The organism is Ruegeria sp. CH2, assembly GCF_056537065.1.
In genome coordinates, this window is the sequence record NZ_JBQFQV010000003.1 from 234,424 (window position 1) to 248,674 (window position 14,251).

Annotated in this window: 13 protein-coding genes; 7 read left to right on the forward strand and 6 right to left on the reverse strand. The window is 58.6% G+C overall.

What is annotated here, in order from left to right:
- The first annotated feature begins 21 nt into the window (after positions 1–21).
- Genes ACR0M9_RS07360 through ACR0M9_RS07370 form a run of 3 tightly spaced genes read left to right on the forward strand, consistent with a single transcriptional unit; the run spans position 22 to position 3,555 of the window.
- The gene (locus tag ACR0M9_RS07360; protein ID WP_267362903.1) at positions 22–1,188 is read left to right on the forward strand and encodes a M20 aminoacylase family protein; all 1,167 of its coding nucleotides are present in this window, start codon (positions 22–24) and stop codon (positions 1,186–1,188) included.
- Positions 1,189–1,203: 15 nt separating this feature from the next.
- Entirely contained in the window at positions 1,204–2,367 is a 1,164-nt protein-coding gene (locus tag ACR0M9_RS07365; protein ID WP_480773224.1) for a M20 aminoacylase family protein, read from the forward strand.
- Between the two features lie 24 nt (positions 2,368–2,391).
- A complete protein-coding gene (locus ACR0M9_RS07370; protein WP_267362899.1) occupies positions 2,392–3,555 on the forward strand; it encodes a M20 aminoacylase family protein in 1,164 nt (387 codons plus the stop codon).
- A 42-nt stretch (positions 3,556–3,597) separates the two neighbouring features.
- On the opposite strand, the gene ACR0M9_RS07375 is transcribed toward ACR0M9_RS07370, so the two are convergent.
- Positions 3,598–4,920, reverse strand: coding sequence for a 3-deoxy-D-manno-octulosonic acid transferase (locus tag ACR0M9_RS07375; RefSeq protein WP_480773225.1), 1,323 nt, complete (start codon positions 4,918–4,920; stop codon positions 3,598–3,600).
- Between the two features lie 3 nt (positions 4,921–4,923).
- Positions 4,924–5,931 (reverse strand): GTP 3',8-cyclase MoaA, encoded by a 1,008-nt coding sequence (gene moaA / locus ACR0M9_RS07380; RefSeq protein ID WP_480773226.1) that lies wholly within the window; start codon positions 5,929–5,931, stop codon positions 4,924–4,926.
- 90 nt (positions 5,932–6,021) lie between these two features.
- Between moaA and ACR0M9_RS07385 the strand changes: the two genes are divergently transcribed.
- Positions 6,022–6,453, forward strand: coding sequence for a hypothetical protein (locus ACR0M9_RS07385; RefSeq protein WP_480557497.1), 432 nt, complete (start codon positions 6,022–6,024; stop codon positions 6,451–6,453).
- Here ACR0M9_RS07385 and ACR0M9_RS07390 read toward each other — a convergent pair.
- From ACR0M9_RS07390 to glmU, 4 genes are read right to left on the reverse strand one after another with little or no spacing between them, the layout of a single operon-like run.
- Positions 6,441–7,127, reverse strand: a complete 687-nt coding sequence (locus ACR0M9_RS07390) for a DNA alkylation repair protein (protein WP_480773227.1) — start codon at positions 7,125–7,127, stop codon at positions 6,441–6,443. The genes ACR0M9_RS07385 and ACR0M9_RS07390 overlap by 13 nt on opposite strands.
- Positions 7,121–7,675, reverse strand: coding sequence for a pyridoxamine 5'-phosphate oxidase family protein (locus ACR0M9_RS07395; protein ID WP_480506294.1), 555 nt, complete (start codon positions 7,673–7,675; stop codon positions 7,121–7,123). The genes ACR0M9_RS07390 and ACR0M9_RS07395 overlap by 7 nt, the downstream gene beginning before the upstream one ends.
- 3 nt (positions 7,676–7,678) lie before the next feature.
- Positions 7,679–9,502 (reverse strand): glutamine--fructose-6-phosphate transaminase (isomerizing), encoded by a 1,824-nt coding sequence (gene glmS / locus ACR0M9_RS07400; RefSeq protein ID WP_480773228.1) that lies wholly within the window; start codon positions 9,500–9,502, stop codon positions 7,679–7,681.
- A gap of 3 nt (positions 9,503–9,505) precedes the next feature.
- Positions 9,506–10,858 (reverse strand): bifunctional UDP-N-acetylglucosamine diphosphorylase/glucosamine-1-phosphate N-acetyltransferase GlmU, encoded by a 1,353-nt coding sequence (glmU, locus tag ACR0M9_RS07405; protein ID WP_480773229.1) that lies wholly within the window; start codon positions 10,856–10,858, stop codon positions 9,506–9,508.
- Between the two features lie 134 nt (positions 10,859–10,992).
- Here glmU and ACR0M9_RS07410 point away from each other — a divergent pair, with 134 nt between their 5' ends.
- The 3 genes from ACR0M9_RS07410 (at position 10,993) to ACR0M9_RS07420 (ending at position 14,222) form a co-directional block, all read left to right on the forward strand.
- Positions 10,993–11,664, forward strand: a complete 672-nt coding sequence (locus tag ACR0M9_RS07410) for an HAD-IA family hydrolase (RefSeq protein ID WP_209504466.1) — start codon at positions 10,993–10,995, stop codon at positions 11,662–11,664.
- Between the two features lie 39 nt (positions 11,665–11,703).
- Positions 11,704–12,894, forward strand: coding sequence for a DegT/DnrJ/EryC1/StrS family aminotransferase (locus tag ACR0M9_RS07415; RefSeq protein WP_480773230.1), 1,191 nt, complete (start codon positions 11,704–11,706; stop codon positions 12,892–12,894).
- A 164-nt stretch (positions 12,895–13,058) separates the two neighbouring features.
- Positions 13,059–14,222 (forward strand): isovaleryl-CoA dehydrogenase, encoded by a 1,164-nt coding sequence (locus ACR0M9_RS07420; RefSeq protein WP_480773231.1) that lies wholly within the window; start codon positions 13,059–13,061, stop codon positions 14,220–14,222.
- Positions 14,223–14,251: the final 29 nt, after the last annotated feature.

A 14,251-nucleotide genomic window follows, 5' to 3' on the forward strand; every position in this document is an offset into this window, starting at 1 on the left:
GGTTGAGAGAAAGGTCTTGAGATGCCCGTAAAAAACAGACTTGCGGAAATGCATGGCGAGATCACCGAATGGCGTCGCCACCTGCACGCCCATCCGGAGCTGATGTATGACGTCCATGAAACTGCGGCGTTTGTCGCTGCCCGTCTGAAAGAATTTGGAGTGGACGAGATCACTCCGGGCGTTGGCAAAACGGGCGTTGTCGGGGTGATCAAAGGGCGCACGGATACGCAGGGGCGCGTCATCGGCCTGCGTGCAGACATGGACGCGCTTCCGATTGAAGAGGCGACAGGGCTGGACTATGCCTCGACCGTGTCGGGCAAGATGCACGCCTGTGGACATGACGGGCATACTTCGATGCTGCTTGGGGCCGCGCAGTACCTTTCCGAGACGCGCAATTTCGATGGCACCGTGGTTCTGATCTTCCAGCCTGCCGAGGAAGGCGGGGCCGGCGGTCTGGCCATGTGTCAGGACGGGTTGATGGACCGTTGGGGCATTCACGAGGTTTATGGCATGCACAATATGCCCGGTCTTCCGGTGGGCGAATTCGCAATTCGTCCCGGCGCGTTGCTGGCCTCGTCCGATGAGTTTGAAATCACCGTCACCGGCAAGGGCGGACACGCCGCTGCACCGCACGAGGCGGTGGATACAACGCTTGTGGCCTCGCATATCGTTGTTGCCTTGCAATCGGTGGTGTCCCGGACCGTTGACCCGATCAAGCGAGTTGTCCTCACCGTTGGTACGTTTGTGACTGACAGTGTTGCGTCGAACGTGATTGCTCATACGGTTCGTTTGCAGGGAACCGTGCGGACACTTGACCCCGAGTATCGCACAATCGCCGAAGAACGCGTGCGCCGGATCGCCGAGGATACGGCCTCGGCCTTTGGCGCGAAGGCGGAGGTTATCTGGACACCGGGATACCCGGTGACAGTGAATTCCGAGGCCGAAACAGGCTATGCGGCCGAGGCGGCAGCTGCGGTTGCGGGCAAGGTCAACGACAGCACGGACCCGATCATGCCGTCCGAAGATTTTGCCTATATGCTTGAAGAACGCCCCGGCGCGTACATCTTTATCGGGAACGGGGATACGGCCATGTGCCATCACCCGCAATACAACTTTGACGACGACGCGATCCCCGCCGGTTGCAGCTGGTTTGCCGAGCTTGTGGAACGACGATTGCCTGTCGCATGAAACAGGGAGAATGACATGCCGATCAAGAACCGTCTCGCAGAGATGCATGATGAGATCACTGGTTGGCGGCGTGACATTCACCAACACCCGGAAATTCTGTACGACACCCACCGCACCAGTGCGCTGGTTGCGGAAAAGCTGAACGAGTTTGGTTGCGACGAGGTCGTGACCGGCATCGGTCGCACCGGAGTCGTCGGGGTCATTCGCGGCAAAAGCGACACGCGGGGCCGTGTGATTGGCTTGCGCGCCGATATGGATGCCCTGCCGATGCAGGAACAGACCGGGTTGGACTATGCCTCAGAAATACCGAATGCGATGCATGCATGCGGTCATGACGGGCATACTGCGATGGTTTTGGGGGCCGCCAAGTATCTGGCGGAAACCCGCAACTTTGATGGCACGGCAATTGTGATCTTTCAGCCTGCCGAAGAGGGTGGGAATGGCGCCGAGGCCATGTGCAAGGACGGTCTGATGGATCGGTTCGGCATTCAGGAAGTCTATGCGATGCACAATGTGCCGGGTGTTCCTACCGGGCAGTTTGCCATTCGTTCGGGCCCGTTGCTGGCAGCGGCGGACGAGTTTGACATCCATCTTGAAGGGCGCGGCGGCCACGCGGCAAAACCTCATCAGACGATTGATACAACGGTGATGCTGTCGCAGCTGATCGTGGCGTTGCAGACGATCGTGGCGCGCAACGCGGATCCGATTTTGCAGGCCGTGCTGTCTGTGACCTCGGTCGAGACATCCTCGAAAGCGTTCAACGTGATCCCGCAATCGGCACGGATACGCGGCACCGTTCGGACCCATTCCAACGAGTTGCGCGACCTGATCGAACAACGGCTGAAGGAAGTCTCGGAAGGGACCGCTGCAACATTTGGCGGGTCCGTGAACGTCACCTATACGCGCGGTGTTCCGGTGACGATCAATGCCGAAGCCCAGACGGGATATGCAGCAGAGGCTGCGGTGTCGGTCGGGGGCAGTTGCATTGAAGCGCCGATGGTGATGGGCGGCGAGGATTTCTCGTTCATGCTGGAAGAGAGGCCCGGTGCATTCATCGTTTTGGGCAACGGTGACAGTGCCGGGCTGCACCACCCCGAATACAATTTCAATGACGAGATCATCCCCATTGGGTGTTCGTGGTTTGCGGAAATGGTCGAGCGCCGGATGCCGGCGGCTTGACCTGAATCAGGAGAGAGAAAAGACATGCCAGTCAAGAACCGCTTTGCCGAATTGCAGAATGAAATCACGGAATGGCGAAGGGATTTGCACGAAAATCCAGAGATCCTGTTTGAGACCCACCGCACCAGCGCGAAGGTGGCCGAGAAGCTGAAAGAGTTCGGATGCGATGAGGTTGTGACCGGTATCGGACGTACCGGCGTTGTGGGGGTGATCAAAGGCAAGTCGGACAGCAAGGGAAAGGTGATCGGCCTGCGCGCAGATATGGATGCGTTGCCGATACATGAGGCAACGGGGTTGGACTATGCCTCGAAAACGCCGGGTGCGATGCATGCCTGTGGTCATGACGGGCACACCGCGATGTTGCTGGGGGCGGCAAAGTACCTGTCGGAAACCCGCAACTTTGACGGCACCGTTGTCGTGATCTTCCAACCTGCTGAGGAAGGGGGCGGCGGGGGCCGCGAAATGTGCGAAGACGGCATGATGGACCGCTGGAACATTCAGGAAGTCTACGGCATGCATAACTGGCCGGGACAGCCTGTCGGCAAGTTCGCAATCCGACCGGGGTCGTTCTTTGCGGCAACCGATCAGTTCGACATCACCTTTGAGGGTCGCGGCGGACATGCGGCCAAACCGCATGAGACCGTGGATACCACAGTTCTGGCAGCGCAGGCTGTCCTAACGCTGCAAACGATTTCTTCGCGCAATGCCGACCCGATCGATCAGGTTGTGGTGTCAGTGACATCGTTCGAGACGTCATCCAAAGCATTCAATGTGATCCCTCAGACCGTGCAGATCAAAGGCACGGTGCGCACCATGAGCAAGGGCATGCGGGATCTGGCTGAAAAGCGGATCAACGAGATTTGCAACGGTGTTGCGGCCACGTTTGGCGGCACCGCTGACGTGACCTATATTCGTGGATATCCGGTGATGGTGAACAGCGACGAGCAAACAGAGTTTGCGGCGGATGTGGCCCGGTCGGTGTCCGGTGATTGCGACGAGGCACCTTTGGTCATGGGGGGCGAAGATTTTGCCTTCATGCTGGAAGAGCGCCCAGGCGCCTATATTCTTGTGGGCAACGGTGACACCGCAATGGTTCATCACCCGGAATACAATTTCAACGACGAAGCCATTCCGGCCGGATGCAGCTGGTGGGCAGAGATTGTTGAACAGCGGATGCCAGCCGCCTGATGGTGAGGGTGGGGGCGCTGCCCCCACGCCCCCGGGATATTTCTAGCCAGATGAAGCGGGATCCTTTGCTTGCAGATCAAGCACCGTGCAGAGGGTTTCGACGACGGCATCCAAGGCGGTCGACTGCGTATTGACGCAGGATTGTGCAGCCCTTCGGGCGGCTTGAAGGGTATTCTGGTCCGACAGCCAATGTGAAACGGCCTCAGAGAGGTCAGCGGATGTCTGGACCTCGACAGCGCCCTTGGCGTCGATCAGCGGGGCAAAGGTTTCTGCAAAGTTGAAATACCCCGGGCCGGTGATCACTGCGGCCCCGGCCTGTGCCGGTTCAAATGGGTTGTGTCCGCCAATCTCTTTCAGTGATCCCCCAAGGAAAACGATCGGGCAAAGCGCGTACCAGGTTCCGGTTTCGCCCAGTGTGTCGGCAACATACACCTGCGTCGTATCTGTGATCGGTGCGTTTTTTGACCGGAAGGACGCCTTGAGCCCGGAGTTGTTCAGAAGATCTGCGACCTCACCGCGTCGTTCGGGGTGGCGTGGGATCAGTAGCAGCAGAAGGTCGGGCCAATGCTGCAACAATGCTTTGTGGGCTGCCAGAACGCTGTCTTCTTCTCCGGCATGGGTGGAACTGGCGATCCAGACCGGTCTGGCAGCTAATTGCGCGCGAATGTCATCCAGCGTGTTCTGGTCCACAGGCAGAGGATCGGACATGGCCTTGAGGTTGGTGCCGGGCTGCACGCGTTGGGCAGGGGCACCCATGGCAATCAGGTCGGCAGCTGTTTTGTCGTTTTGCGTCAGGAACAGGCGAAACTTATTCAGAATAAACCTTGCCGTTTTAGGGCGCTTCTTCCATCCGGCGACAGATTTGTCCGACAATCGAGCATTCAGCAGAGCCAGTGGAATGTCGCGCCCTGCGCTTTCGACAATCAGCCGCGGCCAGATCTCGCTTTCGACGAAGATCCCGGCATCGGGTTGCCAATGGTCCAGAAAGCGTTGGACCGAGTTGGCTGTGTCAAGCGGCGGGTACTGGTGCCGGGTGCGGGGCGGCAAGCGCTTTTCGATCAGGGCCGCTGAGGTTGGCGTTCCTGAGGTGATCAGAAACTCGGTTTTGGGAAGGCGGTCGGCCAGCCGATTGATCAGAGTGAGGACCGACAGGCTTTCGCCGACACTGGCGGCGTGGAACCAGATCAACTGCCCTGCGGGGCGGGGCATACTGGCATGGCCAAGACGCTCCTGTTGGCGATTGGCTGGTACACCGGCAGCCTCAAGTTTCTTTCGGACGGTTCTCCAGACCAGAGGTGCGGCCAGAGAGATCAGGGCGCAGTACAGATGGTACAGCGCTGTGGGGCGGTCTTTGTGATCCGGCATGTATCAGCCGCCTGTATGGCTCATGTGGCGGCTCATTCGGCCATCGACTGACTGGCGGGAATAGTCGAAGTCGTGACCTTTTGGTTTCAGGTTGATCGCCGCGCGGATGGCATCTTCAAGCGGCTGTTCGGTGTCGGGGTAATCCCGCAATGCGCAGCGCAGATCCGCCATGTCCTCCTGCCCCAGACACATATAGAGTTCACCGGTGCAGGTCAGGCGCACGCGGTTGCAGCTTTCGCAGAAATTGTGAGACAGGGGCGTGATGAAGCCGATCTTCTGACCGGTTTCTTCCAGCCTGATATAGCGGGCCGGGCCGCCAGTGCGTTCGGCTAGATCCGTGATTGAGTAATGTTTTTCGTACTCTTTGCGCACATCCTTGAGCGACCAGTACTGGTCCAGGCGATCCTCGTTGCCGATATCGCCCATCGGCATGACCTCGATCCAGGTCAGGTCCATGTCGCGCTCGGCGCACCATTCAGTGATCTTGGGCAATTCGGGTTCGTTGAACCCCTTGAGCGCAACAGCATTGATCTTGATCCGCAGCCCAGCCTTTTGCGCCGCGTCGATGCCGTTCAGTACCTGTTTGAGGCGGCCCCAGCGTGTGACCTTGGCAAATTTGTCGTCATCCAGAGTGTCCAGGGATACATTCACACGGCGCACACCGGCGGCATAAAGATCTTCGGAAAAGCGATGCAATTGCGAACCGTTTGTCGTCAGCGTCAGCTCTTTCAACGCGCCGCTGTCCAAGTGGCGAGTCATGGCGTTGAAGAAAGTCATGATATTGCGACGAACCAATGGCTCACCGCCGGTAATGCGCAGTTTCTCGACGCCCATTCTTACAAAGGTCGAGCACATGCGATCCAGCTCTTCCAGCGTCAGAAGGTCTTTCTTGGGCAGAAAGGTCATGTTTTCGGACATGCAGTAGACGCAACGAAAATCACAGCGGTCCGTGACGGAGACGCGGAGATACGTGATAGCGCGGGCAAACGGGTCGATGAGCGGAGCAGACATGCGACATAGGTAAAGCTGTAACCTGCCTGCGACAAGTGCGAACTGCGCTTTGCACTGGATCACACCCGCATGGGGTTGTAGTTTCCGGGCATGAAAAAGGCATTTGTTTTTCTATGCGTTGTTTTGACCGGGTGCGACACTGTCCGGGCAACGAAGGAACGTGTGTTCGGGTCGGGGGACGAGGCGGCTGTGGCCGCATCGGATGTCGAAACTGCGCCAGTTGTCGCTGAGGAAGTTCTTCAGCCCGAGCCTGTTGCGGCACGCCCCAGTTGGGTCGGGGCCAAAACAACCATTGCCGGGCTTGGTGATCCGACCACGCCAGGACGCTGGATGCAGACGCCGCTGGTCGATAGCGAGGTAACGGCGCGGGTTGTTGTGCCCAGAACCGGCGCGCAGGCCTATATCACTCTGGTTCCTGCCGCAGGCCCGGAAAGTAGCGGCAGTCGCTTGTCGCTGGATGCCATGCGGGCCCTTCTGGTGCCATTAGACGAACTGGTCGAAGTCGCGGTTTATGCCGACTGACTTTTCAGGTATTTGGCTGCTTCGCGGCGGGCAAACGGTTTCATTCCATCACCGTGTTTGTCCAAAAAAGCGATCACGCGTTCGGGGTCGTGTTTGGACAGTTCCCGCAGCCACCAGGCGATTGATTTCTGAATGAACCAGTCGCGATCCGGGACATATCCGGCGGCCCAGCCGAGGATACGGTCGCGGCGTTGCAGGTCTTCGGGCTTGGGGTGGTTCTGTTTGGTCCAGGGCAGCGTTGCGACAAGGGCGGCGCGCCGGGTCCACATGTGATCGGACTGTGTCCACTGTTCGACGGCATCCAGCCTCTCGGGATCGGCCATCAGTCGTTTTTGTATCGCCATGCAGGCATGATCGGCGACGGCCCAGGCGTCAAAGACCGGTAGCCAGCTTTGAAGCAGGTCCCAAACCTGATCGTCGGGCCGGATGCGGGCTTGGGTCAGAAGCTTGGCCGCGGCAAGGCGCCCTTCGTGGATATCGGTATGCCACAGCGCCTTGGCCAGCGTGACGCGTTTGTTCACATCCAGCTCTTGCCGCCATGTTTTGGTCAGATCGTTGAGAACCGGATTGGCGACACCCAGATAGACGCGATCCGCCTTGTGATAACTGGCCATCTGACCCGCACGTTCGGGGTCGGCATGGGCTTTGATCTGATCAAGAAAAGGGGTCAGCATTGGGGGCAGACCGGAGCGCCTGTCGGTTCGCCGTCAATCGTCTGGCTGTTCTTTTCGGCCCAATAAGACCGGATGTCGCCGTCCGTCTTGCCATCGACCCATTTCTGCATCGTGTCGCGGTCGGACTGGAATTCCATGAACGGCACTGCATACCCGCAAGAGGTCTGAACCATTTCGATCGACTGGTCATAGATCTGTCGCGCGCTGCGGTGGTTGGGGAAAAGATTGGCCAGTTCATCCCAGCCGTCATCTCCGACGTGCAGAGTGCGGGCTGTGCCATATGTGCGCAGGATCAGTGGGCGCGTGGTGAAGGAGCACCACATCAGTGTCATCCTGTTGACCTGCATCAGATGCCCCGCCGTCTCGTTGCCGCTGCCAGTCAGGTTCATCCAGACGATGCGGTTTGGCCCCAGCACCCGCAGCGAGTCCATACCTTTGGGCGAGATATTGACCTTTCCCTCGGTCCCGGCGGTGCCGACGAAGAACATATGCTGATCTTCGATGAACTTTTGATGCGCGTCATCAAGCCGGGGAAACTGTTTGGACATGGGTCACTCTACCGTCACTGATTTTGCCAGATTGCGCGGCTGGTCTACATCCGTCCCTTTGGCTACAGCTGTGTGATAGGCCAGCAACTGTGCGGGAACCGAATAAAGGATCGGCGCAAGACTGGTGTGAACATGCGGCATCCGGATCGTGCTCCAGACTCCGTCTCCGGCCTCGTCAATTCCATCATCATCAGACACAAGGATCACTTTGCCCTTGCGCGCCATCACTTCCTGCATGTTTGACACGGTCTTGTCGAACACAGTGTCACGGGGGGCCATGACAACCACGGGCATATGCTTGTCGATCAAGGCGATGGGGCCATGTTTCAACTCGCCCGATGCATAACCTTCGGCGTGGATGTAGCTGATTTCCTTGAGCTTCAGCGCCCCTTCCATTGCCAGCGGATACATCAGGCCACGGCCCAGGAACAGAACATCGCGCGCCTCGGACAGGCGTTGGGCTGCTTTGCGGATCGCCCGGTTCTGATCCAGTGCTGTGTTCAGCACGGTCGGCAATCCGCGCAGCGCAGCGGCATGATCGGCGATTTCCTCATCCGTCAGGGTGCCGCGATCTGTCGCCGCCTTGAGCGCGAGCATCAGCAAAACGCTTAGTTGACAGGTGAAGGCCTTGGTCGAAGCCACACCGATTTCAACGCCAGCATAGATCGGCAGGGCGATATCGCTTTCCCGAGCAATCGAGCTTTCAGGGACATTGACGACAGAAACGATCTTGTCCGCCTTGCCCTCGCAATAGCGCAGCGCGGCCAGGGTGTCGGCGGTTTCTCCTGACTGGCTGACAAACAGCGCCAGTGTGCGAGCCGTGATCGGAGGTTCGCGGTAGCGAAACTCGCTGGCGATATCGACCTCAACCGGCATCTTGGCCAGTTGTTCGAACCAGTATTTCGCGGTCAGGCAGGCGTAAAACGCGGTGCCGCAGGCGACCATGGTCAGACGGTCCAGCTTGCTGAAATCCAGCTCGGCGTCGGGGAACACCACTTGATCACCGCCCGTGGGCAGGTAGGATCGGATGGCCTCGGCCACGACGATAGGCTGCTCAGCGATTTCCTTGGCCATGAAATGCTTATGCTCGCCCTTGTCGGCGCGCGCATGATCCAGCTTGATCTTGCGCTTTTCCCGGTTGGCCAGTTCACCGGCTTCGTTGCGGATTTCCAGCGATGTTCGGGTCAGAACCGCGCGGTCGCCTTCCTCAAGATAAGTGATCTGGTTGGTCAGCGGCGCAAGGGCAATGGCGTCCGAGCCCACATACATTTCACCATCGCCGTGGCCGATGGCCAGGGGTGATCCTTTGCGGGCCGCTACAATCAGGTCATCCTCACCATCGAAAAGGAATGCAAGGGCGAAGGCACCTTCCAACTTGTCGATGGTCTTGAAAGCGGCCTCGACCGGGGACATGCCTGTGTTGAGGTGATGTTCCGTCATCAGCGCGACGGTTTCAGTGTCGGTTTCGGTCTTGAAGGCCACGCCGTGTTTGGCCAGTTCCGCCCTCAGGTCGCGGTAGTTTTCGACAATTCCGTTGTGAACCACGGCCACCGGGCCCGCCTTGTGGGGATGCGCGTTGTTGACGGAAGGCGCACCATGTGTGGCCCATCGGGTGTGACCAATGCCGGATTTACCGGGCAGCGGATCATGCACCAACAGATCGCTGAGGTTGACCAGTTTGCCGACCGCACGGCGACGACCCAGGACACCGTCATTAACGGTTGCAATCCCGGCGCTGTCATAGCCGCGATATTCCAGCCGTTTCAGGGCTTCTACCAGTATAGGAGCCGCTTCATGCTGCCCCAAGACACCTACAATTCCACACATATCTCAGGCCTCGTTATCGCGGCGAGCCTTCTTCGCCTTCAACATATCAAACAGTTTTCTCGCGTAGCCGGGTTTGTTTTCCTGCTTGGCACGCGCCACGGCCAACGCCTCGGGCGCCACGTCTTTGGTCACCACGGTGCCTGTCGCTGTCATTGCGCCATCGCCCACAGTGACCGGGGCCACGAGCATGGTATTGGAGCCGATAAAGACATTCGCACCAATGGTGGTCTTGTGCTTCATCACGCCATCATAGTTGCAGGTGATTGTTCCCGCGCCGATATTCGTCGCAGCACCCACTGATGCGTCCCCGATATAGCTGAGGTGGTTGACCTTCGCGCCTTCGGCAATTTCTGCATTCTTGATCTCGACGAAATTGCCAACCCGCGTGTTTTCGGCCAGTTCCGCGCCGGGGCGCAGCCGCGCGTAGGGGCCGACAATGGCGCCGCGACTGACATGGCACCCTTCCAGATGGGAAAAGGCCCGGATGGTTGCACCGCTTTCGACGGTCACTCCGGGGCCGAAGACCACGTTGGGTTCGATTACTGTGTCACGCCCAATCACAGTGTCTGCGGACAAGTATACCGTATCCGGTGCCATCAATGTGACACCCATATCCAGCAGTTCTGCCCGCGCGCGCGCCTGAAACACCGCGTCGGCGGCAGCCAGATCAGCGCGTGAGTTCACGCCCAGCGTCTGGGCCTCGTCACAGGCGACGGCGGTTACGTTCAGACCGCGTTTGCGGGCGATCTCAACTACGTCTGTCAGGTAGTATTCGCCTGAGGCATTGTTGTTTTCAACGGCGTCAATCAGCGAAAAAAGCAACTGGGCATTACAAGCTAAAAGGCCCGAGTTGCAAAATGTTATGGTGCGCTCTTCATCTGATGCGTCTTTGAATTCGACAATGCGTTCCAACGTGTCGCCATTCATGACCAACCGGCCATAGCGGGCCGGATCAGCCGCTTCGAACCCAAGGATGACCAGGTCGTTCCCAGATCGAGCCTCGACCATCCGTTCCAGCGTGTCGTGTTGTAAAAACGGGGTGTCGCCGTAAAGAACCACGATATCACCGTCGAACCCGTCCAGTGCCGTCCTAGCCTGACCGACCGCGTGGGCCGTACCCAACTGTTCTTCCTGAACGGTTATCCGGGCATCTTCGTCTTCGTCCTGAGCAACCTTTGCTACAGCATCGGACCCGTGGCCGGTAACGATCACCGTACGTTCGGGCGACAGGACAGACCCGGCGCGCATCGCGTGAACAAGCATCGGAGCCTGAGCGATGGGATGCAGGACTTTGGGAAGATCCGAATTCATCCTGGTGCCTTTTCCGGCGGCAAGGATGACAAGGGCAATGGTCATGAAATCGTTTTCTCTTTGTGTTTTGTTGCCGACCGTTTTATCCGCTGAGGGCAAAGGCGCAAGCTGTTCGGCCATCAAACAAGATTGCCGATTGAAACAGGGCACGGCGAAAACCTGCCGAAACAGGAGGCTACATGCGGACCGTCATCTTCGATCTGGACGGCACATTGGCGGATACATCGGGCGATTTGCTGGCTGCGGCGAACCATTGTTTTCGCGAAATGGGGCATGGTGATGTGCTGGTCCATGGGCAGGATGCAGGCATTGCGTTGCGCGGCGGGCGCATGATGTTAACCCAAGGGTTGAAACGCGTTGGAGCATACGACGAGGACACCGTTCAGACCTATTATCCTGTTCTGCTTGAGGCTTACGCGCAGGATATCGACACCCACACAAGCTTCTATCCGGGAGCGTTACAAGCCGTCGAGATGCTGAGTAACGCGGGCTACGGTGTCGGCATTTGCACCAACAAGCCGGAACATCTGGCCGAATTGTTACTAACGCGCATGGGAGTGCGGGATCGTTTTGCCTCGTTGGTCGGTGCGGATACGCTGCCGGTGCGCAAACCGGACCCGGCCCCTCTGCGCGAGGCTGCGCGCCGTGCCGGTGGCGACCCGGCCTGGTGCGTGCTGATCGGCGACTCGGATACTGACCGCAATACCGCCCGGGCGGCAGGGGTCCCATCGGTTTTGGTGACTTTCGGACCGTCAGGGGAGGACATGGCAGCGCTGGAGCCCGAAGCGCTGCTGCATCATTTTGATGACTTGCCCGATCTTGTGCCTGATCTGATTGGTGCGGCAGCCTGAAACCTTGACCGGACCCTGTCGGAGAGCCAGAAAAAGACCATGACGGAAACATTCACTGGTAATTTCACGCAGCAGGAACCCCTTCCAGACGATGCAATCGAGGCAGCGCTGGCTGTTCTGCGTCACGGGCGGCTGCATCGTTATAACGTGGTCCCCGGTGAGTTGGGGGAAACGGCCCTGTTGGAGCAGGAGTTTGCGGCACAGATGGGGGCCAAGTATTGCTTGGCGGTTTCCTCTGGCGGTTATGCGCTTGCCACCGCGTTGCGGGCCGTCGGTGTGCAGCCGGGCGACCCGGTTCTGACCAACGCGTTCACTCTGGCCCCGGTGCCGGGATCAATTGCCTCGGTCGGGGCGCGGGCGATCTTTGTCGGCGTCACCGAAAACCTGACCATCGATCTGGAGGATCTTGAGGGTAAACTGGATCAGGCCCGTGTCCTGATGCTTAGCCATATGCGCGGGCATCTGTGTGATATGGATCGTCTGATGCAGATGTGTGACGCGGCGGGCGTTATCGTGATCGAGGATTGCGCACACACGATGGGCGCGGCTTGGCGCGGTCAGTTATCGGGACGGCAGGGGGCAATCGGGTGTTATTCCTGCCAGACCTATAAGCACGTAAACTCGGGCGAAGGGGGCTTGCTGGTCACCGATGACGAGGAGCTTGCGGCCAAGGCCACGATGTTGTCGGGGTCCTACATGTTGTACGAACGCCATCTTGCGGCGCCGGGGCCGGACGTGTTCGAACGGATCAAATACACCACGCCCAACGTCTCGGGCCGGATGGACAATTTGCGCGCGGCGATCCTGCGCCCGCAATTGCGGGATCTGGACCGGCAGGTGGCCCGGTGGAACGAGCGCTATTGCGAGATCGAGACCGGGCTGCGTGGCACTCCGGGCCTGACGATTGTCGAGCGACCCGAAGAGGAAACCTATGTCGGGTCTTCGATCCAGTTCCTGCTGTTGGATTGGTCGCCTGAGCAGATTGCTGACGTTATCGGTCGCTGCGCCGCGCGTGGGGTCGAGATCAAATGGTTTGGCGGGGCTGAGCCAACAGGGTTCACGTCGCGCTATGACAGCTGGAGATATTTCGAAAGCGAACAGATGCCGGAAAGTGACCGTGTTCTGGCAGGCATCATGGATATGCGTGTGCCGCTGACCTTTTCGCTGGAGGATTGCCGAGTGATCGCGCGCATCATCCGAGCCGAAGTGGGCGCAGTTTATCAATCCTAGCCAAACAGAGTGCGCTTTCAGCGCACGCTCGACCCTTGAGAGCGCCGCCCGGTCCAGGCGGCGTTTTGTGTTTTGGTCCAGGCTTTCACAAAGATTGACCGAAGATAGATTCGCTGCTAGAGATTTATTGAACACTTGTTCATTAATGCGGAGGGAGGACACAGATGTTCATGGCCACGATGAAGTTTGATCTGGGTGAGGATGTGAACGCCCTGCGCGAGATGGTACATCGGTGGGCGCAGGAGCGCGTCAAGCCGATGGCGGCTGAGATTGATGCCAAGAACAGCTTTCCGAATGAACTGTGGAAAGAAATGGGAGAGCTTGGTCTTTTGGGTGTCACCGTGCCAGAAGAATACGGCGGTGCGGGCATGTCCTATTTGGCGCATACAATTGCTGTCGAAGAGGTCGCGCGCGCCTCGGCCTCGGTTTCGTTGTCTTATGGGGCGCATTCCAACCTGTGTGTGAACCAGATCAAGCTGAACGGTTCGGAAGAGCAGAAACAGAAATACCTGCCGCGCTTGGTCTCGGGCGAACACGTAGGCGCGCTGGCAATGTCGGAACCTTCCGCAGGTTCGGACGTGGTGTCGATGAAGCTGCGGGCGGAAAAACGCAACGACCATTACCGCCTGAACGGCAACAAGTACTGGATCACAAACGGGCCGGACGCGGATACACTGGTGGTTTATGCCAAGACGGACCCCGATGCCGGATCAAAAGGCATTACGGCATTTCTGATTGAAAAAGAGATGAAGGGTTTTTCGACCTCGCCCCATTTCGACAAGTTGGGGATGCGCGGGTCGAACACAGCTGAACTGATCTTTGAAGATGTTGAAGTGCCGTTCGAGAATGTGTTGGGAGAAGAGGGCAAGGGCGTAGCCGTGCTCATGTCAGGTCTGGACTATGAGCGCGTGGTTCTGGCCGGGATCGGCACCGGCATCATGGTCGCCTGTCTGGATGAGGTGATGCCGTATCTGGCCGAGCGCAAGCAATTCGGCAAACCGATTGGCAGTTTCCAACTGATGCAGGGCAAGATTGCCGACATGTATACCGCGATGAACTCGGCGCGGGCCTATGTCTATGAGGTGGCTAAGGCCTGTGATCGTGGAGACGTCACCCGGCAGGATGCAGCGGCGTGCTGTCTTTACGCATCCGAACAGGCGATGGTTCAGGCGCATCAGGCGGTTCAGGCGCTGGGCGGGGCAGGGTTTCTGTCTGACGCACCGGTTAGCCGGATCTTCCGGGACGCCAAGCTGATGGAGATCGGCGCAGGCACCAGCGAGATTCGACGGATGCTGATCGGCCGGGAAATGATGAACGAAATGCGCTGAATGAAGACGCCCCGCAGACGAGGTTACAG

Bases quoted from the DNA above. Each gene is read 5' to 3' on its own strand.
- ACR0M9_RS07360 (WP_267362903.1), top strand. From the start codon at position 22: ATGCCCGTAAAAAACAGACTTGCGGAAATGCATGGCGAGATCACCGAA.
- ACR0M9_RS07365 (WP_480773224.1), top strand. From the start codon at position 1,204: ATGCCGATCAAGAACCGTCTCGCAGAGATGCATGATGAGATCACTGGT.
- ACR0M9_RS07370 (WP_267362899.1), top strand. From the start codon at position 2,392: ATGCCAGTCAAGAACCGCTTTGCCGAATTGCAGAATGAAATCACGGAA.
- ACR0M9_RS07375 (WP_480773225.1), bottom strand. From the start codon at position 4,920: ATGCCGGATCACAAAGACCGCCCCACAGCGCTGTACCATCTGTACTGC.
- moaA (WP_480773226.1), bottom strand. From the start codon at position 5,931: ATGTCTGCTCCGCTCATCGACCCGTTTGCCCGCGCTATCACGTATCTC.
- ACR0M9_RS07385 (WP_480557497.1), top strand. From the start codon at position 6,022: ATGAAAAAGGCATTTGTTTTTCTATGCGTTGTTTTGACCGGGTGCGAC.
- ACR0M9_RS07390 (WP_480773227.1), bottom strand. From the start codon at position 7,127: ATGCTGACCCCTTTTCTTGATCAGATCAAAGCCCATGCCGACCCCGAA.
- ACR0M9_RS07395 (WP_480506294.1), bottom strand. From the start codon at position 7,675: ATGTCCAAACAGTTTCCCCGGCTTGATGACGCGCATCAAAAGTTCATC.
- glmS (WP_480773228.1), bottom strand. From the start codon at position 9,502: ATGTGTGGAATTGTAGGTGTCTTGGGGCAGCATGAAGCGGCTCCTATA.
- glmU (WP_480773229.1), bottom strand. From the start codon at position 10,858: ATGACCATTGCCCTTGTCATCCTTGCCGCCGGAAAAGGCACCAGGATG.
- ACR0M9_RS07410 (WP_209504466.1), top strand. From the start codon at position 10,993: ATGCGGACCGTCATCTTCGATCTGGACGGCACATTGGCGGATACATCG.
- ACR0M9_RS07415 (WP_480773230.1), top strand. From the start codon at position 11,704: ATGACGGAAACATTCACTGGTAATTTCACGCAGCAGGAACCCCTTCCA.
- ACR0M9_RS07420 (WP_480773231.1), top strand. From the start codon at position 13,059: ATGTTCATGGCCACGATGAAGTTTGATCTGGGTGAGGATGTGAACGCC.